The organism is Arthrobacter sp. THG-b23 (assembly GCF_059091265.1).
In genome coordinates this window covers 63,662-84,591 of the sequence record NZ_JBNHGM010000002.1, presented here as the reverse complement: position 1 = coordinate 84,591, position 20,930 = coordinate 63,662, and the positions used below count along the sequence as shown (strand labels likewise).

The 20,930-nt window shown below is 62.1% G+C and carries 24 protein-coding genes and 1 tRNA gene; 16 read left to right on the top strand and 9 right to left on the bottom strand.

Going from position 1 to position 20,930, the window contains the following annotated elements:
- Position 1 precedes the first annotated feature (1 nt).
- Together AC5RVD_RS04150 and AC5RVD_RS04145 are read right to left on the bottom strand one after the other, a co-directional pair.
- On the bottom strand, positions 2 to 2,242 hold the full coding sequence (locus tag AC5RVD_RS04150) for a transglycosylase domain-containing protein (RefSeq protein WP_494126103.1): 2,241 nt from the start codon (positions 2,240 to 2,242) through the stop codon (positions 2 to 4).
- Positions 2,243 to 2,818: 576 nt separating this feature from the next.
- A complete protein-coding gene (locus tag AC5RVD_RS04145; RefSeq protein ID WP_494111867.1) occupies positions 2,819 to 3,028 on the bottom strand; it encodes a hypothetical protein in 210 nt (69 codons plus the stop codon).
- Between the two features lie 291 nt (positions 3,029 to 3,319).
- Between AC5RVD_RS04145 and AC5RVD_RS04140 the strand changes: the two genes are divergently transcribed.
- The 14 genes from AC5RVD_RS04140 to AC5RVD_RS04075 all read left to right on the top strand — a co-directional run bounded on the left by AC5RVD_RS04140 (position 3,320) and on the right by AC5RVD_RS04075 (position 14,189).
- The gene (locus tag AC5RVD_RS04140; protein ID WP_494126102.1) at positions 3,320 to 3,514 is read left to right on the top strand and encodes a hypothetical protein; all 195 of its coding nucleotides are present in this window, start codon (positions 3,320 to 3,322) and stop codon (positions 3,512 to 3,514) included.
- 130 nt (positions 3,515 to 3,644) lie between these two features.
- Positions 3,645 to 3,998 carry an ArsR/SmtB family transcription factor gene (locus AC5RVD_RS04135; RefSeq protein WP_494126101.1) on the top strand — a complete coding sequence of 118 codons (354 nt, stop codon included), beginning with the start codon at positions 3,645 to 3,647 and terminating at the stop codon, positions 3,996 to 3,998.
- Positions 3,999 to 4,307: 309 nt separating this feature from the next.
- Positions 4,308 to 4,916 (top strand): gluconate 2-dehydrogenase subunit 3 family protein, encoded by a 609-nt coding sequence (locus tag AC5RVD_RS04130; protein ID WP_494126100.1) that lies wholly within the window; start codon positions 4,308 to 4,310, stop codon positions 4,914 to 4,916.
- A complete protein-coding gene (locus tag AC5RVD_RS04125) occupies positions 4,909 to 6,627 on the top strand; it encodes a GMC family oxidoreductase (protein WP_494111871.1) in 1,719 nt (572 codons plus the stop codon). The genes AC5RVD_RS04130 and AC5RVD_RS04125 overlap by 8 nt, the downstream gene beginning before the upstream one ends.
- A gap of 12 nt (positions 6,628 to 6,639) precedes the next feature.
- Entirely contained in the window at positions 6,640 to 6,840 is a 201-nt protein-coding gene (thmT, locus tag AC5RVD_RS04120) for a 2-hydroxymuconate tautomerase (RefSeq protein WP_493976949.1), read from the top strand.
- A gap of 83 nt (positions 6,841 to 6,923) precedes the next feature.
- Positions 6,924 to 7,736 (top strand): cyclase family protein, encoded by an 813-nt coding sequence (locus AC5RVD_RS04115; RefSeq protein WP_494111872.1) that lies wholly within the window; start codon positions 6,924 to 6,926, stop codon positions 7,734 to 7,736.
- A 170-nt stretch (positions 7,737 to 7,906) separates the two neighbouring features.
- Entirely contained in the window at positions 7,907 to 9,316 is a 1,410-nt protein-coding gene (locus AC5RVD_RS04110; RefSeq protein ID WP_494121993.1) for an MFS transporter, read from the top strand.
- A gap of 68 nt (positions 9,317 to 9,384) precedes the next feature.
- Positions 9,385 to 9,789 carry a GlcG/HbpS family heme-binding protein gene (locus tag AC5RVD_RS04105; RefSeq protein ID WP_494111874.1) on the top strand — a complete coding sequence of 135 codons (405 nt, stop codon included), beginning with the start codon at positions 9,385 to 9,387 and terminating at the stop codon, positions 9,787 to 9,789.
- Positions 9,790 to 9,798: 9 nt separating this feature from the next.
- Positions 9,799 to 10,554 carry an SDR family NAD(P)-dependent oxidoreductase gene (locus AC5RVD_RS04100; protein WP_494126099.1) on the top strand — a complete coding sequence of 252 codons (756 nt, stop codon included), beginning with the start codon at positions 9,799 to 9,801 and terminating at the stop codon, positions 10,552 to 10,554.
- A 223-nt stretch (positions 10,555 to 10,777) separates the two neighbouring features.
- Entirely contained in the window at positions 10,778 to 10,981 is a 204-nt protein-coding gene (locus AC5RVD_RS04095; RefSeq protein ID WP_493976944.1) for a cold-shock protein, read from the top strand.
- Between the two features lie 413 nt (positions 10,982 to 11,394).
- Positions 11,395 to 11,625, top strand: coding sequence for a zinc-ribbon domain-containing protein (locus AC5RVD_RS04090; RefSeq protein ID WP_493976943.1), 231 nt, complete (start codon positions 11,395 to 11,397; stop codon positions 11,623 to 11,625).
- Between the two features lie 131 nt (positions 11,626 to 11,756).
- On the top strand, positions 11,757 to 11,960 hold the full coding sequence (locus tag AC5RVD_RS04085; RefSeq protein WP_493976942.1) for a hypothetical protein: 204 nt from the start codon (positions 11,757 to 11,759) through the stop codon (positions 11,958 to 11,960).
- A 552-nt stretch (positions 11,961 to 12,512) separates the two neighbouring features.
- Entirely contained in the window at positions 12,513 to 13,820 is a 1,308-nt protein-coding gene (locus AC5RVD_RS04080; RefSeq protein ID WP_494111876.1) for a Glu/Leu/Phe/Val family dehydrogenase, read from the top strand.
- Between the two features lie 171 nt (positions 13,821 to 13,991).
- Positions 13,992 to 14,189 (top strand): hypothetical protein, encoded by a 198-nt coding sequence (locus tag AC5RVD_RS04075; protein WP_494126098.1) that lies wholly within the window; start codon positions 13,992 to 13,994, stop codon positions 14,187 to 14,189.
- 90 nt (positions 14,190 to 14,279) lie between these two features.
- Here the strand turns inward: AC5RVD_RS04075 and AC5RVD_RS04070 are convergent, their stop codons facing one another.
- From AC5RVD_RS04070 to AC5RVD_RS04050, 5 genes are all read right to left on the bottom strand, one after another.
- A complete protein-coding gene (locus AC5RVD_RS04070; RefSeq protein WP_494126097.1) occupies positions 14,280 to 14,864 on the bottom strand; it encodes a hypothetical protein in 585 nt (194 codons plus the stop codon).
- A 750-nt stretch (positions 14,865 to 15,614) separates the two neighbouring features.
- The gene (locus tag AC5RVD_RS04065; protein ID WP_494126096.1) at positions 15,615 to 16,310 is read right to left on the bottom strand and encodes a hypothetical protein; all 696 of its coding nucleotides are present in this window, start codon (positions 16,308 to 16,310) and stop codon (positions 15,615 to 15,617) included.
- Positions 16,311 to 16,818: 508 nt separating this feature from the next.
- A complete protein-coding gene (locus AC5RVD_RS04060) occupies positions 16,819 to 17,172 on the bottom strand; it encodes a hypothetical protein (protein WP_494126095.1) in 354 nt (117 codons plus the stop codon).
- 151 nt (positions 17,173 to 17,323) lie between these two features.
- The gene (locus AC5RVD_RS04055) at positions 17,324 to 17,593 is read right to left on the bottom strand and encodes a helix-turn-helix domain-containing protein (protein ID WP_494111880.1); all 270 of its coding nucleotides are present in this window, start codon (positions 17,591 to 17,593) and stop codon (positions 17,324 to 17,326) included.
- Positions 17,594 to 18,505: 912 nt separating this feature from the next.
- Positions 18,506 to 18,718, bottom strand: coding sequence for a hypothetical protein (locus AC5RVD_RS04050; RefSeq protein WP_494111881.1), 213 nt, complete (start codon positions 18,716 to 18,718; stop codon positions 18,506 to 18,508).
- Between the two features lie 59 nt (positions 18,719 to 18,777).
- On the opposite strand from AC5RVD_RS04050, the gene AC5RVD_RS04045 reads away from it, so the two are divergent.
- Complete coding sequence (locus AC5RVD_RS04045) at positions 18,778 to 19,032, top strand: helix-turn-helix domain-containing protein (RefSeq protein WP_494126094.1); 255 nt, start codon at positions 18,778 to 18,780, stop codon at positions 19,030 to 19,032.
- Between the two features lie 318 nt (positions 19,033 to 19,350).
- Here AC5RVD_RS04045 and AC5RVD_RS04040 read toward each other — a convergent pair.
- Positions 19,351 to 19,438, bottom strand: a tRNA-Ser gene (locus AC5RVD_RS04040).
- Between the two features lie 140 nt (positions 19,439 to 19,578).
- Complete coding sequence (tadA, locus tag AC5RVD_RS04035) at positions 19,579 to 20,061, bottom strand: tRNA adenosine(34) deaminase TadA (protein ID WP_494126093.1); 483 nt, start codon at positions 20,059 to 20,061, stop codon at positions 19,579 to 19,581.
- 61 nt (positions 20,062 to 20,122) lie between these two features.
- Here tadA and upp point away from each other — a divergent pair, with 61 nt between their 5' ends.
- Positions 20,123 to 20,758 carry a uracil phosphoribosyltransferase gene (upp, locus tag AC5RVD_RS04030; RefSeq protein ID WP_494126092.1) on the top strand — a complete coding sequence of 212 codons (636 nt, stop codon included), beginning with the start codon at positions 20,123 to 20,125 and terminating at the stop codon, positions 20,756 to 20,758.
- Positions 20,759 to 20,930: the final 172 nt, after the last annotated feature.

Genomic DNA, 20,930 nt, shown 5'->3' with positions numbered 1-20,930 from the left:
CTTACAACCCGTCGGGAACGGTGATGGCGGTGTTGCTGCCGGCACTGAGCGTGACGGTCACTTCCTGCCGGAACGTCAACCTGCTGCCCGGCGGTGCCGACTGTGCGGTGACCACGTCCTTGCCCACCCGGGGGTCCGGCTTGGCCGTTTCCTTCCCGATCACCGGCACCAGATTGTTGCGCAGCAGCACCGTGATCGCCTCGTTGACGCCCAGTCCGCGCAGGTCGGGCATGGACCGGGACGCGGCAGTGCTGGTAGTCAGCGGGTCGGCCTCGGGCATCGGTTCGGCGGGCAGGCCCTTGTGCAGGCCTTCCATCGTGTCCTTCCACACCGGGCCGGCCAGTTCGGAACCGGTGAGGTCGTAGAAGGTTTTGCCGTAGGCATGCACCTTCTTCAGCGGGTACTGGGCCCCGCCGCGGGGGTCGCCGAGCCACACCGCCGTCGCATACTGCGGGGTGACGCCCACAATCCAGTTCGCGGCGAAGTCATTGGTGGTACCTGTCTTCGCCCCGGCAGGGCGGCCCCTCGGCATGCCCAAGGCGCCCAGCGTGCCGGCAGCGTGGAACGGTTCCTTGAGCGCGTCGGCCACCGTCGCCGCCACCGAGGGATCGATGGCCTGGTGGCAGTTCGAGGCGGGGACCGGGAGCTTCTCCCCGGTATCGCTGCGGATGGCGGCGGTGATGGTGACCGGCCGGCACAGCACCCCGCCGCTGACGAAGGTGGAGTAGGCGTTGGCCATCTCCAGCGGGGAAATCTCGTAGGAGCCGAGCGCCAGCGATGCCTCCCGCCCATGCAGCTTGTTGACGGGAATCGAGGTGATGCCCAGGGTTTCCGCGAACTCGGCGACTTCCTTCACACCGGTGCGCTCGATTAACCGCACAAAGTAGATATTCACCGAAGCGCGCACGGCCTGATAGGCGTTGATGTAGCCGTAGTTCTGGTAGCCGTAGTTGTGAAAACCGCCCGGCGGGTTATCCAGCGACGAGTAATAGGGGCCGTTGGCCAGCAATTTCTGGCTCGGGGAAATCCCCTGGGACAGGGCCGTGGCGAGCACGATCGGCTTCATCGCCGACCCCACCTGGAAGGCGCTGTCGGCGAAGACCACCTCGGTCTTGCCCTTGCCCTCGCCCCATGAACGGTTCTGCGCAACTGCCGTAACATGCCCGGTGCCGGGTTCGACGACGGCGGTGCCCAGCGCCGCGCGGTTCTTGTTGCCCATCGCTTTGCGCACCGCTTTTTCCGCCGCGTCGATGGCCTTGCGGTCCAAGGCCGTGGTCAGGGTCATGCCGCCGCGGGAAAGCCGGTCCCCGCGTTCTTCCGGGGTCTTGCCGAAGGCCGGATCGGTGAGGATTTCATCCCGGACCAGATCGCAGTAGAACGGGTACTCGGAGCCGCCGCAGCCCGAGGGCACCGATCCCAGATCAAGGCCGAGCCCGCTTTCGCGGGCCGCCGCGGCTTCTTCCGCCGTGATCGCGCCGTGCCGCTCGAGCACATTCAGCACCGTGTTACGGCGGTCGAGCGCCCGATCCGGGTACTTCACCGGATCGTAGTGGACCGGTCCCTTGAGCAGTCCCACGAGCAGGGCCGACTGGGGCAGGGTGAGCTTTGCCGCCGTCGTATTGAAATAGATGCGCGCCGCCGCCTGGATTCCGTATGCGCGGTTGCCGAAGTAAACGGCGTTGACGTACATGTTGAGGATCTGGTCCTTGTCCAGGCGTTTCTCCATCTGGACGGCGTACTTGGCCTCGCGGATCTTGGCATTATAGGTTTCGCCCACCGCCACCGACTGCTCGGTTTCATCCCGGGCATTGTTGACCAGGATGTTCTGTACCAGCTGCTGGGTAATAGTGGAGCCGCCCTGGCGCTCGCCGCCCACCGAGTTGCTCACCATCGCGCGGGTGACGCCCAGGGGGTCCACGCCGTGATGTTCGTAAAACCGGGAGTCCTCGGTGGAGAGCAGCGTGTCCAAAAACGTCGGCGAGACCTGATCCAGGCCCACGTCGATCCGGTTCTCGCTGTAGAAGCGGGCGAACTCCTTGCCGTCCCTGTCCAGCAGGACCGTATGCTGCGGCAAGGCGGTGTCCAACGGAAGCTCGGCGGGCAAGCCTTCCCACAGGTCCAGCACGGAATCCGTGGCTGCCGAGAAGGCGATGGCTCCCGGGGCCATCAAGGATCCGGCGCTGAGCGCAACGACCGCGACCGCACCGATCCACCCGGCGATACGGACAACGGCGCCGGGCATGCGCTCCGGTTGGCCCGTCTGCTGCAGCAGGTCATCCAGCCCGACCGTATCCTTCCGACGGCGCCACCACGGTTTCGCCCTGCTCCGCATGTGAGCGGCGGCCCGGCCCGGAGGAGCCGGCGTTTGCCCGGCAGTTGGTATCCGCACGTCGAGGATCTCGCCGCCCCCTGGATCACGACCCACTTGCTCCACCCGTAGCCCCCGTCCCCCTCAGCAGGCCCGGACGTCCCCCGACGCCACCCCTGGAAAACCTGCAGCCGAATTACCTCAAGGAGGCAGCTTCCCTACGCCGCCGCGACCAGTGAGGTGGTCTTAGCGTACGGCTAATCGGGCACGACTCAACCCCTTTTTCCGACGCTTTACGATCGCTGTCAAAATGTGACACGGGCATCATTTTGTGATGGATGTGAAAGGCCGGAATGCGCCCAAAAGCATTGACAGGACCGCTGTTCGGCACTAATAAAAGCTGTCCCGTCGGGGCGCTTGGGCGGGAGTTACGGGCGTGCCGCCGCGCGCAAGGAGCGCACCCCACGCTAGGCCTTGGTCGCGGCGCCGCTTGTGCGCAGGGCGGTGCTGCTAGAGCACCCGCTGGTGAACCGAGACCGACCCTTCGGCGTGTACTAACACCGGTTGCGGAACTCCCCGCAGGAAAACCAGGAAATGCTCGCCGTCCTGCTTCCGGTGGAATGCGGTCAGGATGCCGACATGCTCGTCCCCGTCCGCCGTGGTCACTGAAACGACCCGGCCAATGGCGGCGGGCTTCAACGTCTTGGCAGGAATGGCCATTGTCTTACCTTCTGAAGCCAGGGAAGTGTATGGACCAAGGCTACGCCCGCTGTCCCGCCGCAGCGCGTTCAGCGCGACAACGGCCTAGCGGAGTCCGGGTTGGTGTGGGGTCGCGGCAAAGGGGTTGTGGACGTGTGCCAGATAGGCGACAGTGATAGGAATCCGTACGCGCCGGATGAGGGCGCCTGGGAAGTGCTGGCCGTCGACGCCGACGACGCGGACAATGTTAAGGACCCCCCTGACGATTCCCTGGTAATCCGTATCCAAAGAATCTCCGGATCAGGAGCAGTAATGACTGAAAACGTTCAGCCTGCCGACGAAGGCGCCGTCAGCGAAAACATCGAAGAGTATCAGCAGGATGACAGTCTTACCCCGGCCGACCGCATGGACCTCATTGCCAACGCCGTCGCCGCGGACGGGGACGACGAGCGGGCGGATGAATCCCGCGACCGGGTGCAGGACGAAGGACCCGGCGACTCTCCGTAAAGAACCTGCGGCACGCTGAGGGACGGTCGAGCAAGCCCTAGTAGCTGCAGCGCGGAGCCACGGCGACCAATCTCTCGCCGACAACCCGCGGGCCTGCCCCCTCCGGTAGGTGTTGAGGAAAGCAAGCACCATGATCGACTCCGTGCGGGCACCGAGTCACGAGCACCCGGTCGCACTAAACCGGCACCAGCTTGAGGGTGCCGCTGAGACACTGCGGATGCTTGGAGAACCCACGCGGTTGCACCTGCTATTGGTCCTGACCGCCGGACCAGCGTGTGTTGCGGAGCTGGTTGCGGCGACGGGATCTGCCCGCACCATCGTGAGCCAACACTTGGCAAAGCTGCGCCTCAGCGGTCTTGTTAATGCCCGCAAGGAAGGGCGCAAAGTCATTTATTCGATCAGCGACAACCACCTGAAACGGTTGATTCAGGAAGCCGTTAACCACGCTGGCCACACCACGCCCGGGCAGCCCGAGCGCGACTAATGACAGGCGCCGACCCGGACAAGCCACTCGGCGTTCCATCTCCTTAGCCCTCTTCCGGCCGCTGCAAAAGCCGAGCGTAGACTCCGCTGCCGCGCCGCTACGCGGGCACCTTGAGGAGCCGACGCACTCCCGTTGACACTGGGTAATTAGGGGGTGGAAAATTCTGGACATACCGATAGGTGCGCAGTTGCGGGGATGTTGTTTGCAGCGGCGCAAACCTTCGTCCGGGTCTTCCCTGGTAGCGCTGAGGCAACCATCGCGTCGGCGCATCTCGCGATCTGACGCGGGCGACGCCGAAGGAGGCGTTCTATGGACGCGAAGGATGGATCTCGGGGCGCGGTTACCTTCCTCAACACGCATGAGGCGGAGACCATCAATGCGCTGGCCGGACTGATAATACCGGGGTCGGAGGACGATCCAGGGGCTCAGGATGCCGGAGCGGTTATCTATATTGACCGCGCTCTGGCGGGCCCTTACCGGAACCTGCAGAAGTTGTACCGTGCGGGCCTGGCTGCCCTTGATGACAGTTGCGTTCAGCGACACGGGCGTACGTTTGTCGAGCTTGACGACGGAGAGCAGAATGCCGTCCTGGAACAGCTTGCAGGGAGCGGGCTGGATAGCGCGGTGGGTGCCGAACGCGCGGAATCCGACGGGGCGGAGACGACCGACCTCGGATTGCTGCCGTATTTTTTCGCGGTGGTGAGGCAGCATGTGGTCGAGGGGACATTCGGAGACCCCGTCTACGGGGGCAACAGGAACGCCGTCGGGTGGCGTTTACTGGGATTTCCTGGCGCCCATTGGGGGTACGGCGAAGGCGAGATGGAGTACGGGTTTGATGCCTCGGCCCTGCCTGTCGTAACCCTTCAGGACCTGCGGCATGAGCGAGAGCAGCGTAAAGGAGAGCCGGACCATGGCTGAGCATGCGGACATTGTGATCGTCGGCCTTGGTGCAGCCGGCGGGGTTATGGCGAAAGAGATGGCGCAAGCCGGCATGAGGGTTGTGGCCCTTGATAAGGGTCCGCGCTACGTGCAGGAAGATGTCGAGGTCAAGCACGACGAGCTGCGGTACTTCGTCCGGCAGGAAATTTCCCCCAATATGGTCAGCGACCCCGTGACGTGGCGGCCCACCAAGGACGGTACCGCAAGCGTTTTACCATGGTCGGCCGGACCACTCGCGATCGGCCCTTTGTTCGTGCCTCCCTCCATCGGAGTGGGCGGGGGGACGATCCACTGGGCCGCGTGGGCGTGGCGGTTCCGCGACGCGGAGCTGCGCCTGCGGACTACGCTGACCGAGCGTTTAGGCGCGGAAGCTGTGGCGGACACCGCCATCGTTGACTGGCCGATGGGCTATGACGAACTTGAACCGTATTACGAGCGCGCCGAGTACGAGATCGGAGTCGCGGGCAAGGCAGGTAATCTCAACGGGGAAATTCAGGAGGGTGGCAACCCGTTCGAACCGCCGCGGAAGCGGGAGTATCCCATGCCGCCGCTGCGCATGACGGCGGGCGACAAACCATTTTCGGAGGCAGCGAAGCGGCTGGGCCTGCACCCCTTCCCTGCTCCTGCAGCAGTCAACTCCGTGGAGTACCAGGGAAGAAGCGCTTGCGTGTACTGCGGATTCTGCCGGGACTACCCCTGCCACGTTGGCGCAAAGTCCAGCAGTGCGGTCGCCCTCATTCCGCAGGCTCTCGAAACGGGTAACCTCGAGATCCGCCCGTATTCGCGGGTTTTTGAGGTAAAGCGGGATGCGACCGGGCGGGCCTCCGGTGTGCGATACATCGATCTCGTGCGGGAACAGGAACGCGAAATCGACGCCGACTACGTCGTGCTCTCGGCATACGCCTTGGAGAACACCCGGCTGCTATTGGCTTCGGGCATCGACGGAAACGGCGTCGTCGGCAAGTACTTCATGACGCATAACTACGGCTGGTTTACCGGCACGCTTCCGGACTGGACTAACCCGTTCGCCGGTCCGGCGGTTGCGACCAGCGTGGTTGATGACTACACCTCCGAGCTCGTCTCCGGTCACGGTGCGGTCTGGGGCAGCCCGATTATCGGCTTTGGCGGGGATGTTCAGCCGGTGGAAGCCACCCGGAATATGCCGGACTCGGCACCGAAATTCGGGCAGGGGTTCAAGGACTGGATGCGGGATAATTACCGGCGTACTTTCAGCATGTACCACCAGACCGCGACGTTCCCCCGTGAGGAGTTCTTTTGCGACCTGGATCCGAAGGTTAAGGACGAGTTCGGTCAGCCGGCGCTGCGGATCACCCACGACTGGACGTCGCGCGACGAACAGGACGTGGAGTTCATTATCGGCAAGAAGCGCGAAATCGCACGTGAGATGGGAATGCTTGAATGGTGGGAGGCACCGACCGCGCCGCCTTACCATGTGTCCACCCACGAGGTAGGTACCCACCGGATGGGTGACGATCCGGGCACCTCGGTTGTGGACCGTTACGGCCAATGCCACTCCGTGCCCAACCTCTTCGTTCTCGGTGGAGGACAGTTCCCCACGTACGGCGCCTATAACCCCACGTTGACGATCTATGCGCTGGCCTACATGGCTGCTGATCATCTTCGGGCGGAGACCGGGGTGAAGGCGGGCGCCGAAGTTCCTCATCGCTGAAAGGTGGGAAAGATGCCGGTCGTACAGGTCCACATGCGGGCGGGCCGGTCCGCGGAGGACAAGCGCAGGCTCATCGAGTCCATAACCGACGCCGTGGTAGATGTTTTGGGCTCAAAGAGGGAAAGAGTAGTGGTCCTCTTGGATGAGATCGATCCGGGGAGCTGGGGTCAGGGGGGCCGGCTTCTCGCGGACGAGTTATCGGAGAAGACGTGATGGGTGGCTCCCATGTCCTGTCTGGTGAACGATTTTCCGGCACGGTTGCGTAGCTCGAAACCTGGCACAGGGCGGGCGATGACATGACTGCTTCCCCGGTGGCTTCGCTTCTGGCGACGCTTGATCAGGCCACGTTCTACGACCTTGAACAGCCCCGTTATGCCGGTGCGCCAATTTTTGCCGCGCACCGTCCCGGATTCATTTACACACTCCACCGACGCCATGAAACCGGGCTGGGTGAGGCCAGGACCAGTGCCTCCGGATTGATCATCACCGCAGAGCACGCCGGCACACATATCGATGCACTCTGCCACCAGGCGGTCGACATGCGAATGTTCGGAGGCCAGCGGGCTGACGCCACGACGCAGACCTCGACCGGTTTCACGGAACTTGGGGTGGAGACAATTGCCCCCATGATCGCCCGCGGCGTGCTGGTCGACATCCCGCGGCATCGCGGAGTGGATCGGCTTCCGGCCGGCACAGTCGTTGCGGCGGATGAGCTGGAGGCGGCCGCCTCAGAGCAGCATGTTTGGGTGAGTGCGGGCGACGTCGTCCTCGTCCGCACGGGCGGCGGGTCTCTATGGAACGAACCGGAGGAATATCTCCAAAGCGCCGGCCTTTCCGCTGAAGCCTCAGAGTGGCTCGCGGATCATCGGGTGCAGGCTGTAGGAGCTGACAACGTTGCGTGGGACACCGTGCAACCGGACCCTCAGCGCGGGAGCCTGCCGGGACACGTGGTCCTTATTGTCCACAACGGGATTTACATCATCGAGAACCTGCAGCTCGAGGAGCTCGCTGCCTCCGGCCATCAGGAATTCATCTTCCTGTGCCTCCCGCTCAAGATGATCGGCGTGACAGGATCACCGGTCCGCCCGTTGGCTCTGGTGCCGGCATGAACAGCAATCCCAGACGGAGCAGCCTTGCGGCCCGCTACCTGCCGCAAACCGAGGCTACCCCCTGCACGTCCGCTGCCTTGGCGGCCTCCCAGGACCAAGGCCAAGACCAAGGCCATTGGAAAGCGCCTAAATCACTACGGTGACAGCCTGATTGGAGAGGAGAAGGCGAAATGGCAGACAAGGACCAGTCGGCCACCCGGCCGGCGCAGGAAGGTCCCAGGAATCGGGGCCGCGTTCCCGCAACCGCAGTTGGAGCGCTGATTTTCCTGTGGCTCGTATATGCGATGAACGCGAATACGCGCCAAATCTTCTACTACGTCCTGCCCCCGATGGTCGAAGAGTTCGACCTAACGCCGGAGGAGGCCGGCGTCGTCAGTACGATCGTGACGGTAGCTGTGGCATTGGTCGCGATTCCCGCGGGCGCCTGGTTCGATCGGGGCGGGCATGGCTGGGCACGCAAGTACCGCAACGCGATCGTCGCGGCTGGCTACTTCGTGTTCTCCATTCTCACGGGCATAGTCGCCCTCACGAAGACGATCTGGCACGTTGTCGTCATCCAGTCAATCAAGAACGCCTTCGGCGGTGCTGGCGAAGCGGTCGAGGTCACGTCTATGGTCGAGTGGTACCCCGTGGAAAAACGGGGCCTGGCGCTCGGGATACAGCATGCCGCGTATCCTTGGGGCACCGGCTTGGGTGCCATCGCCACCGGCGCGATTCTGGCCACCTTCGGTCCGGAGAACTGGCGGTATGTATTCCTCATCATTCCGCTGGCAATGATCCCCATTTGGATCGGCTGGTGGTGGTATAGCTCTCCGAAGCGCTACCAAAAGTTCGAAAACGACACCCAGGCCGCCGGGCTGACGAAGCCTCTGGCCGGTGGGGCCGGCGCCGAGCAGCGTCACGCCGAACCCGGTGCGCTGCGCCGAAGCCTGGCCAATCCGAACATCTTGGTTCCCGCGCTGGCATCGATGTTCGGGATCATGATCTATACCGGGATCAGCTTCTGGCTGCCGCAGTACATCGCCTTCGTAGGGGGCTTCAGTTTCGCGGAAGCCGCCGCGTACAGTGCGGTGTTCACGATCACCGGCGGTATTGGGCAGATTTTTTGGGGTGTTGTCTCCGATTACATCGGCCGCAAGCTGAGCCTCATCATCGCATTTGTGTGGCTGGCGATCGGCCTTTATCTTCTGCGGTTTTCGGCGGTGAGCCTGACCGTATTGATCGTGGTGCAGCTCATCGCAGGGCTTGCGACGAATGCCATCTTCCCCGTCCTTTACGCCTTCGGCTCGGACTCGGCAGAGCCGGGTGCCATGGGGACGGCGAATTCGATTCTTCTGTTCTTCCTTTACATTGGAGGCGTCTCCCCGCTCGTCCTCGGATGGCTGATTGGACTCGGCGGCGGGTTTGAAAGTGAAACCGGGTACTTCTACGGCCTCTACTTCCTGGTGGCGGTCGCTATCATTTCGGCAATCATCATTGCGCTGTTCACGCGCGAGACGGTGGGTCGGTTTAAGGACCGTGACCGGGCACTGGTCTCCCGTGAGCGCACCCATGTGCGTCCTGGACTGCCCCAGGAGTAAGACGTCATCCGTTCGCCCTCGGGCTGCGGCCCATGGCAGTGATCTCAATCGATGACAAGGAGAAACCGATGGGAATGAGTTACGAGCAAGCACGGCAGGCGCTGGAAGCGGCGCTTGACAAGGCCACGGAGATCGGGTCCCCCTCCAGCGTGGCCATCGTCGACTCCGGGCGTGAACTGGTTGCGTTCGCGCGGCAGGACGGAGCCCTCCTGGCTAGCACCGAGATTTCGGTGGGGAAGGCCTACACAGCGTGTTCGATGAAGATGGCAACGAAGGACATCGGACCTTTGACCCAGCCAGGTCAACCCCTCTACGGGCTCGAGTACACACATCAGCGCCCACTCGTTACCTTCGGCGGGGGGCGGCCCCTGGAGATCGCGGGGGACGTCGTAGGTGGCGTCGGAGTCGCCGGGGGAACCGTTGACCAGGACGACGAGATTGCCGCCGCCGCGCTCGCGGCCCTCACCTCGTAGGAGGAATGCATGCAGCTCCAGGGGAAAAAGGCGATCATCACAGGGGCAGCAACGGGCATTGGGGCGGTCACCGCCAAAACGTTTGCTCAAGAAGGTGCGGCCGTCGTTGTGGCCGACGTCAACGAGGACAACGGCTGGCGTGTGGTCGAGGAAATCCGTAGTCAGGGCGGCACAGCAGAGTTCGTCCGCACTGACGTCACCAGAGAGAGCGACGTAGAGGCGCTCGTAAAACAAGGCGCAGAGACGATGGGTGGTCTCGACGTCTTGTTCAACAATGCCGGTGCCCAACGCTCGGGGGCCATCACCGGCTTCGAGCAGGATCAGTGGGACCTGCTCATGGCGGTCAACCCCCGTTCATGCTTCTTCGGAGTCAAGCATGCCGTACCTGTCCTTCGCGAACAGGGAGGCGGGTCGATCATCAACATGGCGTCGCTGGCTGCAGTGAAGGGAGGTGCTGGCTTGACTGCCTACTCCGCCTCCAAAGGCGCCATAGTGGCTTTCACGAAGGCATTAGCCCCGGAGCTCGCGCCTTACCGCATCAGAGTTAACAGTGTTTGCCCTGGATGGATCGACACTCCGTTCAACCGGCCCGCAATCGAGTTTATGGGTGGTGCGGAGGAGCAGGAACGCATCGTCAAACAGGTCGTACCCATGGGCCGTCAGGGAACACCGGAGGAAATCGCGCCCATCGTGGTGTACCTCGCCTCGGACGGTTCCACCTATATGACCGGCCAAGCACTAGTAGTGGACGGAGGCGTGTACTGACGGGGCTTTATCGGCTCAGGTGATCGTCTTCGGGGCGGTCCATTGTCCCGGGGGTCAGTGGCTCCGGTTCACCTTCCGGGATCTCGAAAGATACGGATGGCAGTTGCCGGCCCGTAGTTTGCTCTTGCTGCGAGTCCAGCGCTCACTTAGGTTAAAGGTGGGCGGTCGCGGGCAGCTCCCGTTGGGGGAGTCGGCGCTGCCGTTCCAGAAGGAAAAGATCAGCATGGCAACAGGCACCGTCAAATGGTTTAACGCCGAAAAGGGGTTTGGCTTCATCAGCCAGGACGACGGCGGGCCGGACGTGTTCGCACACTTCTCGGCCATCGCCGCGAGCGGCTACCGCTCCCTGGAAGAAAACCAGAAAGTTGAGTTCGACGTCGTCCAGGGACAAAAGGGACTGCAGGCCGAGAACATTCACCCGCTCTAACACTTGCTCAAACCGACGCCCCGCACTCCGAAGGTGCGGGGCGTTGCCATATAGCCGACCGCGAACCGCCCTGGGCTGGGCGTGTCAACACTTCGCTGTCATCATGGTGCTGCGGCCGAATGCGAACGGCTCGGCAGCAGCTGTGCTGCAGGGACACGGCCACGAGTCTGTCGGCCACGGGGGTCGGGTCCCGGCGACGGTCGACGGCGACGATTTCGATGGTTGCACGCAGCGGCTAACGACCAGACCTGAGTGCCCTCGAATTTTTTTCGCTCTGCGCTAAGCAGGCAATCAGCAAGTATGCTTACTATCTTGGGAAGGGCGGCTTGATCTCGCCAGGAGAAAAGGAGAACCACCTCGCGGTGCCCACACCACCCGGGACAGACCGGGAACAACCTTGAAAGGCACACACCATGTTTCTTCTCTTCGGTCTTAAGACCGCCCTTCGCGATCTGCCCGGACGGATGGCGACGTGCCAGTACTGCGGCCGGTTCGTCCACCATCACCTGCAGGAACGCGCCACCAAACTCACCGTGTTCTTCATTCCCGTCTTCACAACATCCAAGAACTTGGTCATCACCTGCACAAACTGCGGACAGAGCTCCAAAACGAAGTCCCGACAGAAGAACGCCCTCCTCCGCTAGCAGTGAGACCTCACTGACGAACGAGCACGCCGTCACCGCCATCATCCTCCGTGCCACCGGCAGGGGGCGGGCCGTTCCGCCACCCGTAGTATTAATGCAGCCCAGATCTCACACCCCGGCACGGAGGCACCATGACTGACAAGCTGCACCTAACCCCAGAGGAACACTTTCCCGAGGACTTGGCCGTGGTCATGGATCGGCAGCTACAGGTCCTGGACAGCCAGATCCAGCGTCAGCTCGACTACGAGGTCATCGCTGACGGCGAACCCAACCCAGAGACGGAGTTCCGGCACTTTGAGCTCGATGAGGAATTCCAAACCCGCGACAATCGGTGACTGCACCGACCGCCGGAGCTCCCGCAGAAGATTTAAACGGTCAAGTTCCCCCTGGCAGGGTGTAGCTCCCAGCGTTTCGCACGCCAATCCGAGCCCGGATCAGTGACACGGTCCGAGGATGCACCCGGTAAATGGACTCCCAGATTTGCCGGGCCTTCGCTGTGCCCTTTCCTGTTGCACCAACACGTCCATGACCGCTTCCGGTGAGTGACCCCGGATTTGAGTGGGGTTAGACGAGCGGACCTCCAACCCCTCTCACTCTCCGGCGGCGACCGCCATGGAGCTGCCCGCTAGCAAGGTCACGATTGCATTGGCGGTGCTGAGCTCAAGGCGATGTGGGTTGTCCCGGCCGCGCCGTTCATAGGTTCAGGCAGGCGGTGAAGCGGTGTGGGCATCGTTTCACCGTTCAGTCCAGCCGTATGGCCGCGGGCGCTGTCGAAGCTGCTAGTTGCCTCACGCTGCATTGTGCAGTCGCACACTGACGGCCCCCGCGTGCCCTTGTAGCGTCACATACGCACTCTTCGAACACCTACGCCAAGAAGGAATCTGTCAATGACGACGCCTGTCTTATCTCCCTCAGCCGCACAGTCCGGGCAAGGCGCGCCGGCTCCCAGCCAGGACGCGGGACCACTGGAGAACGCCCATAGGCAGCTTGCTTCAGCAATCCGAACGCTGGGATACAGCGAAGGGCTGCACCAACTGCTTGCCCAGCCGCGCAGGGAGCTCTCCGTGAGCATTCCCTTGCGCCGGGACAACGGCACCGTTGAGGTTCTCACCGGTTACCGCGTGCAACATAACTTCTCCCGCGGACCCGCCAAAGGGGGACTGCGGTACAGCCCGCACGTGTCGTTGGACGAAGTGCGTGCACTGGCGATGTGGATGACGTGGAAGTGCGCGCTGCTGGACGTCCCTTACGGCGGTGCCAAGGGTGGGATCACTATTGATCCACGGAATTACTCACAGCAGGAACTGGAGCGGGTAACGCGCCGCTACACTAGTGAAATTCTGCCCATCATCGGCCCTGAGAAGGACGTGCCGGCGCCCGACATCGGAACCGACGAGCAGACCATGGCATGGATGATGGACACCTATTCGGTTAACGTCGGCTACACGGTTCCAGGCGTAGTGACGGGCAAGCCTGTCAGCGTTGGCGGCTCCCTCGGCCGTTCGAGCGCCACATCCAAGGGCGTCGTGCACGTCGCTCTGGCATCGCTTGCCCACGCCGGGCTTGATCCCAGGCAGAGCACCGCGGCTGTTCAGGGCTTTGGCAAGGTGGGAGCCGGAACTGCAGAGTTCCTTGCCGATGCCGGAGTCAGGGTAGTGGCTGTGGGCGACCAGTATGGGGCCATCCACAATGCTGACGGTCTGAACATCCGTGCCCTGCAAGACCACGTTAAGGAGACGGGCAGCGTCGTCGGCTTCGCCGGCGCAGGTGCCATCGCTTCGGATGAGCTGCTGGAGCTTGCGGTAGACCTGCTGGTCCCCGCAGCAGTAGAAGGCGTGCTGCACGGCGGAAACGCTGACAAGGTGCGCGCCAAGGTCATCGTGGAAGGCGCCAACGGCCCCACCACGGCGGCAGCGGACGTCATTCTGCAGGACAAGGGCGTGCTCGTTGTCCCGGACATTCTCGCCAACGCCGGCGGCGTCATTGTCTCCTACTTCGAGTGGGTGCAGGGCAATCAAGCCTACTGGTGGACTGCTGCCGAAGTTGAAGAAAAGCTGGAACACCGAATGTTGGCGGCGTGGGAGAACGTCCTGTCCATTGCGTCAAAGCGCGGCCTGAACCTACGCGAAGCCGCTACAGTGACGGCCGTCGAGCGTGTGGCACAGGCGCACCTGACCCGCGGGCTCTACCCCTGATCCTTACTGCGCGCAGTTGTCGGCGGGTCCTGCATACCGCCGCATCAGGGACGCCAGGGGATGTTGCCGAACGAGGGCGACATCCCCTAAGTGACGGAAATTCCATGGTCTGCCGCTCTTATAACCAGGTATGAGTCAAGAAAACCGCACAAGATTGAGGAAAGGTCTCCCATGACGGTAGACAACTGGAAAGAGCTGACGGGCCAGCACGTTCAGATCCGCAAGGATGGGAAGCCCGTCAGGGAAGGCCGTGTGGAAGAGGTGACGCGGGCAGCGGACGCTTTGTGGCTGGAATGGCATGGCGGACACCTGAGGCAGCTTTATGAAAAAGCGGAAGGCTACTCGGTGGAGCTCGTTACAAGCCCCTAAAGCGAGGTGCTCAAGGCGCTCGGCCCGTTCAGGTGGTCGTCAAGACGGGCGGTCGAAGCAACAGTGCGGCGCCCGCTGGCGGAAGTCGACCTAATAGCCATGGTCTGTTCCGTAGACGAGCTTGTCCAAGGATTTGAGGCTCATCTCATCCGCTGCCAGTTCCACGTCACCGTCTTTGGTCCGGATACTCACCACCCGCTGGTTCCTGCGGAGCTCCTTCCGCCTCTGCGGAGGCAGCGCCCGTTGCTCGGGGGATGACTGCACTTCGAGGATTCGGGGCGCTCCGATGACTTGGTCCAGTCCAAAGGGGTCAATGATGTTGCCCTCCCGGAAAACGATCGTGCTTGGTTTGAGCTGAGCCGACCCGGGTGCCCACCGGTCGCGCAGTGACCCGGGCACAGCATTTGGATAGCGGAGGAGGCAGTCAATGATCCCGTGTTCTTCGATATCCGCGGTCAGGCGCTTGCGTTTGTCGCGTCTCACGCCGACGAGCAGCAGGGCCTCTACGAGGACGATTACTACGAGGCTGGATAAGATTCGGGCGCCCAAGTCCGCATTCGGCAGCAGAATATTGGCAGGCAGCAAAGCCACCATGGGTACCCACCAAATGGCGTGGTCAGAGATGCGCTCCAACTTGCTCTTCGGAGCGCGTGTCGGTGCTTCGGGCGCGACCATGCTTCATTCTCGTCCCTTAGCCTTCAGATTTACTGAAGAATGTGTTGTGCGGGAGTCAGAGCCGTGCTTCTCGCAGCATCACTAGTCAACGACTGGCCAACGGATCGGGGAGCCCTCGTCCACCGGACGCGCGAGTTCGGAATGCGTATGAAGTTCGCACCGGGTCCGGGCAACGATCACGCAGAGGTCCGCGTCGCGGTCGATGACTGGTTGACCATCCGAAACCAGTTGACAGCATTACGGTCTCCAGTCGAAGAGGGAAGGTGAGTCCGTGGGAAGCGTGGTCGGCTGAGCGTACGGTCAGATAGTCTCGCGCCCCGGCGCTGAGGAACAGGACGCCTAGAAGGACCAACCACACCAGGCCGGCTGCTACCTAGCGAGCACCACGGATGACGCCAAGATTTTGCGGGCCCAAATCGCGCACACCCGCCGCACCATCGGGGCAATCAGCAGGGATAGTGCCGTGACCGCTACCGGTCCACCAGCAGGAAGAGGACGAAGGAAATCCACGGTTCCGCCATGTCGAACACTACGAGCAGGAGTGATACCCCTCCGCGTCCTTGAAGCTGAAGGTGGACAGTAATGGCGCCACTAAGAGGCATCCGGTCCCAAGCGCCGCGGTGACCAAACCCCAGACCATTCTTCTGATGGAGGGGGCGACCTTCTCTACTGTCGCTGTCATCGGGCTAAGACGAGCACGATGAGCTTCTGTCCATGGGTAGGCACACGGCGTTTCGGCGGCGGCCGCTGCTAACCATTGGCCGTGCCGATCGTCTTAAAGTGCTTCGAATCCAAATAGCTTCCTTCCAGGAGACCGTTGCTGTCTCCGTGCCGCAGGATTGTTAGGCCGGTACGTCCCCCAGCTTCCCAGTCGGCCTCGGTGGGAGCTAAGTCTTGGTATGAGAATCCTTCGGTGAACCAGCCGGCATCCCTTAGGCTGTCCGCCGTGTCGCTGAACGCCTGCCGTGCCCTGCCCCAGAGAGCTACTTGGCCCGGATAATCGGACTCGTGGTGTCGGAAAATCCCGAGGACTTCGCCTTCGTGGGGCAGGGAGCAATCGACGGTGAACAACGCCGTCGTTGTAGCGGTGTAGTCATAATCGAAGAAAAGGCAGTCTCCGATGTAAACGTCCGCCAGCGATTTCGGTTCAGTGGTGTCCCACGCTCGGCTCAGGAACTCGTTTGTGGACGCCTTATCCGCATCAACATCCCGCGGCCCGGGCGCAACCATCCGCCTCGAACCGGGAGCAGGCGTCGCCACGGTCATTGCGGCTACCGGATCAGCGCTGACGCTGGGTGAGTTAGAGGATGGGGCAGGGCTAGTCGTCACGTGAGTGGCATTCGGCGATGTTTGAGGAACAGAGCAGCCAACGAGAATCACCGCGATGGACATGGCCAGAGCCATAATAAGGCCGTGACGGTTTCTATTGCTGTGGTTCTGGTTCATATTCCCCCTGCGCTGAGGCTCGACATACAATTGCAGCTTTTAGCCAACAAACGGTCTCCTTCGGGCCTTCACATAACTATGCATGACAATCGTCCATGAGATCGCGGTCAGAGGGGAAAACGTAGCTGACCATAGAAAGGCTGTTGAAGCCGGAGACCCAGATTCCCCCAAACCGAACACCAAAACACCGGCACTCGTCCCCAACGTAACGATGAAGACCAAGCCAAGTATCAAGCTTGATGACGGAACTAGGCGCATAATTGCCAGTACCATAACGCCGTGCGCTAGCGAGACTGGGAGCCAGAGGACAAACCCCAAAACCAAGTAAAAGATGGCGAGGGCGATTGAACCGAAATCATTGCTTGTAGGGCTCGGCGACAGGGAGACAAGCGTCGCGGTTGGTCGCCGCGAAGGTTGCAGATTTCAAACCTGCGGCAAGAGATAGGGCAGTAATCTTCGTCAGATGTCTCTCTGATCCAGGGCGTCGATGGTCACTGAGGGTTCATGACTACTTTTCGACGACTGCGTTCTGTTGCGCTGCACGGCACAACTGTTCTTCGCGTTCTTCCGGTGAAAGCTCGTTCCATTTCGCTGTCTGGGCCTGGACCTGCGCTTCGGGGAAACCCAGCGCCTTCATTTCTTCGGGGGAGATGAGCACGCTGTTCTCCGCGCTGATCATGTTCTTCCGGTCCAGTTCCGCACCGGGCCCGTCAGCGTAGCCGGCTGAGCATTTGATGAATGGCTCATGGACACCAGGTGCGTCATCTGCCGTGGTCCGGCTGGGTAAGGTACTGATGCCCAGGATTAGACCGGCTGTCATTAATAGGCCTGTAGTCAGCAGGATGAACGGTTTCTTAGCCATTTTGGTCCCCCAAGCATCAGCCCCACTTGGGCAAGCGGGACAATTATTCTGCCCTCAGCCTACCCAACGCGACTGTGGTGCCGGACACTCCGCCTAGAGGCAGGTATGTCCAGCAGGGAAAGCTCCCCAGGCCGACAGCCTGTGCCGCAAACTATTGAACGGTCGCCTTTTCTGCCTTTGCGGGGAAGGTTTGACTCTTGGAGAAGCTGAAAAGCTCCGCCGGTTCCGTGTCGAGCGCTTCGCACACCGCCGTGAGGGACGAGAAGCGAATGGCCCTTGCCTTGTTGTTCTTGAGGATGGACAGGTTCGCCATGGTGATACCGGTACGGCGGGAAAGCTCAGTCAAGGTCACCCCGCGGTCGAGCGGTACCTCGTCGAGATGGCAGGCGATGCGGTGCGGTTCTTCTTTGCGATCAGACAATTCCGACGACCTCCCTCAGATTCGCACCGTCGCGGAACGCCTAAGATCAGCCAGAAGAGGCCCAGAAAAAGGCCCATAATCAGTAGAAGCCAAGCCATGTTGAAGGCTGTTCCTATCAAGGGAGCGCCATCATCAGGGACCCCAAAAACATGCCGAAACCCAATAGGGACATACCGAAGGAAAAAACGCTGCCGACAATCGCTCGTCGATTCTTGGCTGTATTGGATGCGCGCATGGCTGATGCTACCAACGTCCTGGGCAGGCATTCTGCCGCAGCTAGGGCAGCCCCGGTATCCAACGCACGGCCCGCACGTAGCTCCCGAGCGTGTACGGGTACTGCCTCCGGTGGGGACCCACCTCTGGGGGATGGGAACGTGGGCCGGCGCCCGCCTGACCGGTCGTGATGGACAACGCTCCAATAACGAATTCCTCAATCTGAGGCTGTTGCTCCGCCAGCCTGCTAGCTTCAGCGCATGAGGCAACGACTATTGCCGGCTCTAGCATCTGCGGGATTGCTCTCGGCTGCCTTGCTGACCGGATGCGGGGAGAATGATGTGGAGGCTGGAAGCCAGCCACCGCCCAGCTACCCAGGTAGTACTGCTACAGCAGTCGCAGATCCGGTCTTCGGCACATTCACGGGCACGCAGACTATCGAGCTTGGTGCTCCGCCCGCGGAAGCTACCCACATTTATATGGAGCTGACTTGTCTCAGTGCTGGAACTCTCCTGTTGCATGACACTGACGAAGTAACCTGCACTGATCCGAATGAGGGTACAACCCGCGCATTCTCGTCATATCCGCTGTCACCGGACCAAGTCTCTTTCGAGGTGACGAGCGATCCCGATGTCAGCTACATGGTGAGGGCCGTTTACGAAAACGGCGCATCTGTCCAATAGCTTCTTCCGTCGCGCTCTAAATTGGCGTCTTCAAATCCGTTAAAGCCGTCATGAAGATGATGGCAAACGCCGCAATGCACAGACCTCCGGTAAGGCACAGGGCGAGCATCATCTTTCGTTGCGGCCCGAACGGCTCCCCTTCTCGTCGGGGATGTGCAATGGCGAAGACGGAGGAGATCCCAACCAGTATCAGGCCGACGATGAGCAGGATCAGCGCTTCCGGTTGCATGGCCCCATACTCCCATCGTTTGTGAGAAGGAGCAGGGTCAGCGCGGCTAACGGTAGCGCATGGGGGCGGCCCTCTTGAAGCAGATCAAGGTTGAGTTGGCCGAGTGCGGCATGGAGCAGAAAGACCTGGCAGCTGCGATGGGCCTGCACACCGCGTCGCTGAGCCGCTACCTCACGGGCAAGACACAGATCTCGATGTCGGTCTTCTACCGCATCACGCAGGGCCTGGGTCTGGGCCCCGGTGAACTGCTGGCCCGCGCCGAGAACCGCATGTCAGGTCACAGCCGGCCGGCTGAAAGCGCGGAGCCCCGCTAAAGGTTTGGGCGAATACGGGGTGAGGGCATCGGCAGGAGGAAATTAGGAAGCGCTCTCTGAACGGACCACTAGTCGGATTGAAGGCGCGTCCAGGAGTCGTTGCCGGGTTCTCGCTGCCATGCCTGCAGCGGGCCCTCCCATTCGCGTGCGACGTCTGTGAGCCAGATGTGCTGTCGGGGTCCCAACTGGCGATGACCGAAGCGGAACCAGGAGCACCGGCGGAATTCTGTTACTGCTGCGTTAGTGCAGGGCAGCTTTGAGGGCAAAGCGAAGGCCCCGGTTCCCTTTTGTTTGCAAGGGAATCGGGGCCTTCTCAGTTGGCGGTGACGGTGGGATTTGAACCCACGTTGGCTTTCACCAAACAACATTTCGAGTGTTGCACCTTCGGCCGCTCGGACACGTCACCAACGCGTCAACTTTACCCGCTGTTGGCCCTGAGCCCCAAAACGGTCCGGCGGGGCGGCCTCACTGGTCGAGCGGGTGAGCCCGGAGCCGCAACGAACCGGGCGGGAGCGGCCGTGCACGTGCAGCTCCGGACAGGAGGAATTAGTCAGCCGGCAGTTCGCCGCGGTGCCGCGCAAAGAACGCGCGCAGCATGGCTGCCGACTCGTCGGTGCGAACCTCGGGGTAAACCTCGACCCAGTGGTTCAGCCGCCGTTCGCGCAGGACGTCGAAAACGCTGCCGGCGGCGCCTGCCTTCTCATCCCACGCCCCGAAGACCACTTTGGGGATGCGGGCCAGCACAATGGCACCGGCGCACATGGCGCAGGGCTCCAGCGTGACCACCAGGGTGCAGCCGTCCAGGCGCCAGGAGCCAAGCTTGCGGGCCGCCTCCCGAATGGCCACCATTTCGGCATGGCCGGTCGGGTCGTGCAGCGCCTCCCGTTCGTTGCGCCCGGAACCCAGCACCGCGCCGTCGGGCCCCATCACCACGGCGCCGATGGGCACATCGGCGGTCTCCAGGGCCAAGCGGGCCTGGTTTAGGGCAAGGCCCATCCACTGGTGGTGCTGCGGATCAATCGGGCCCATGCCATCATTCTGGCAGGCCCGGTGTTTGTCCCTGCTATCCGGCTGCCGGTAGTTTTGTGGAATGCGCGTACTCGAAGTGGATCATCCCCTTGTTGCCCACAAACTCACCGTTCTCCGCGACAAGACCACTCCGTCGCCCGTCTTCCGCCAACTCACCGAAGAACTGGTGACCCTACTGGCCTACGAGGCCACCCGCGACGTCCACACGGAGCCAGTGGAGATCGAGACACCGGTGACCCGGACCATCGGGACCGCTTTCACCAAGCCCACCCCGCTGGTGGTGCCGATCCTGCGCGCCGGCCTGGGCATGCTCGAGGGCATGACCAAGCTGGTGCCGACCGCCGAAGTGGGCTTCCTGGGCATGGCGCGCAACGAGGAAACCCTGGACATCATTACTTATGCCGAGCGGCTGCCGGCCGACCTCACCGGCCGGCAGGTGTTCGTGCTCGACCCCATGCTCGCCACCGGCGGCACGCTGCGCGAATCCATCAAGTTCCTCTTCGCCCGCGGCGCCGCCGACGTCACCTGCATCTGCCTGCTTGCGGCACCGGAAGGGCTGCAGGCCCTGCGCAACGAGCTTGAGGACCGGAACGTCTCCATCGTGGTGGCCTCCATCGACGAGCGGCTGAACGAAAAGGCCTACATTGTGCCCGGCCTGGGCGACGCCGGCGACCGGCTCTACGGCGTTGCCGGCTGACGCTGCCGACCACGGGCACCTCTGACGGGTTTTGTGGGCTGCCACACGGTAAACCACAAGAACCAGGGGTGTCCACACTTTGGACGGCTTGCAAATCCCCGCGGTTTGCACCTGACGCCTCCGAGGCCGAGCCAAACGCCTCGATGAATAATTATTCAGCAGCGGCCCGCAA

What these genes read in the sequence shown, in the direction of transcription:
- AC5RVD_RS04110 (WP_494121993.1), top strand. Translation starts at nt 7,907, where the DNA reads ATGGCAGACAAGGACCAGTCGGCCACCCGGCCGGCGCAGGAAGGTCCC.
- AC5RVD_RS04090 (WP_493976943.1), top strand. Translation starts at nt 11,395, where the DNA reads ATGTTTCTTCTCTTCGGTCTTAAGACCGCCCTTCGCGATCTGCCCGGA.
- AC5RVD_RS04100 (WP_494126099.1), top strand. Translation starts at nt 9,799, where the DNA reads ATGCAGCTCCAGGGGAAAAAGGCGATCATCACAGGGGCAGCAACGGGC.
- AC5RVD_RS04130 (WP_494126100.1), top strand. Translation starts at nt 4,308, where the DNA reads ATGGACGCGAAGGATGGATCTCGGGGCGCGGTTACCTTCCTCAACACG.
- AC5RVD_RS04065 (WP_494126096.1), bottom strand. Translation starts at nt 16,310, where the DNA reads ATGAACCAGAACCACAGCAATAGAAACCGTCACGGCCTTATTATGGCT.
- AC5RVD_RS04095 (WP_493976944.1), top strand. Translation starts at nt 10,778, where the DNA reads ATGGCAACAGGCACCGTCAAATGGTTTAACGCCGAAAAGGGGTTTGGC.
- AC5RVD_RS04105 (WP_494111874.1), top strand. Translation starts at nt 9,385, where the DNA reads ATGGGAATGAGTTACGAGCAAGCACGGCAGGCGCTGGAAGCGGCGCTT.
- thmT (WP_493976949.1), top strand. Translation starts at nt 6,640, where the DNA reads ATGCCGGTCGTACAGGTCCACATGCGGGCGGGCCGGTCCGCGGAGGAC.
- AC5RVD_RS04135 (WP_494126101.1), top strand. Translation starts at nt 3,645, where the DNA reads ATGATCGACTCCGTGCGGGCACCGAGTCACGAGCACCCGGTCGCACTA.
- AC5RVD_RS04150 (WP_494126103.1), bottom strand. Translation starts at nt 2,242, where the DNA reads ATGCCCGGCGCCGTTGTCCGTATCGCCGGGTGGATCGGTGCGGTCGCG.
- AC5RVD_RS04145 (WP_494111867.1), bottom strand. Translation starts at nt 3,028, where the DNA reads ATGGCCATTCCTGCCAAGACGTTGAAGCCCGCCGCCATTGGCCGGGTC.
- upp (WP_494126092.1), top strand. Translation starts at nt 20,123, where the DNA reads ATGCGCGTACTCGAAGTGGATCATCCCCTTGTTGCCCACAAACTCACC.
- AC5RVD_RS04140 (WP_494126102.1), top strand. Translation starts at nt 3,320, where the DNA reads ATGACTGAAAACGTTCAGCCTGCCGACGAAGGCGCCGTCAGCGAAAAC.
- AC5RVD_RS04050 (WP_494111881.1), bottom strand. Translation starts at nt 18,718, where the DNA reads ATGCAACCGGAAGCGCTGATCCTGCTCATCGTCGGCCTGATACTGGTT.
- AC5RVD_RS04125 (WP_494111871.1), top strand. Translation starts at nt 4,909, where the DNA reads ATGGCTGAGCATGCGGACATTGTGATCGTCGGCCTTGGTGCAGCCGGC.
- AC5RVD_RS04045 (WP_494126094.1), top strand. Translation starts at nt 18,778, where the DNA reads ATGGGGGCGGCCCTCTTGAAGCAGATCAAGGTTGAGTTGGCCGAGTGC.
- AC5RVD_RS04115 (WP_494111872.1), top strand. Translation starts at nt 6,924, where the DNA reads ATGACTGCTTCCCCGGTGGCTTCGCTTCTGGCGACGCTTGATCAGGCC.
- AC5RVD_RS04080 (WP_494111876.1), top strand. Translation starts at nt 12,513, where the DNA reads ATGACGACGCCTGTCTTATCTCCCTCAGCCGCACAGTCCGGGCAAGGC.
- AC5RVD_RS04075 (WP_494126098.1), top strand. Translation starts at nt 13,992, where the DNA reads ATGACGGTAGACAACTGGAAAGAGCTGACGGGCCAGCACGTTCAGATC.
- tadA (WP_494126093.1), bottom strand. Translation starts at nt 20,061, where the DNA reads ATGGGCCCGATTGATCCGCAGCACCACCAGTGGATGGGCCTTGCCCTA.
- AC5RVD_RS04085 (WP_493976942.1), top strand. Translation starts at nt 11,757, where the DNA reads ATGACTGACAAGCTGCACCTAACCCCAGAGGAACACTTTCCCGAGGAC.
- AC5RVD_RS04060 (WP_494126095.1), bottom strand. Translation starts at nt 17,172, where the DNA reads ATGGCTAAGAAACCGTTCATCCTGCTGACTACAGGCCTATTAATGACA.
- AC5RVD_RS04070 (WP_494126097.1), bottom strand. Translation starts at nt 14,864, where the DNA reads ATGGTCGCGCCCGAAGCACCGACACGCGCTCCGAAGAGCAAGTTGGAG.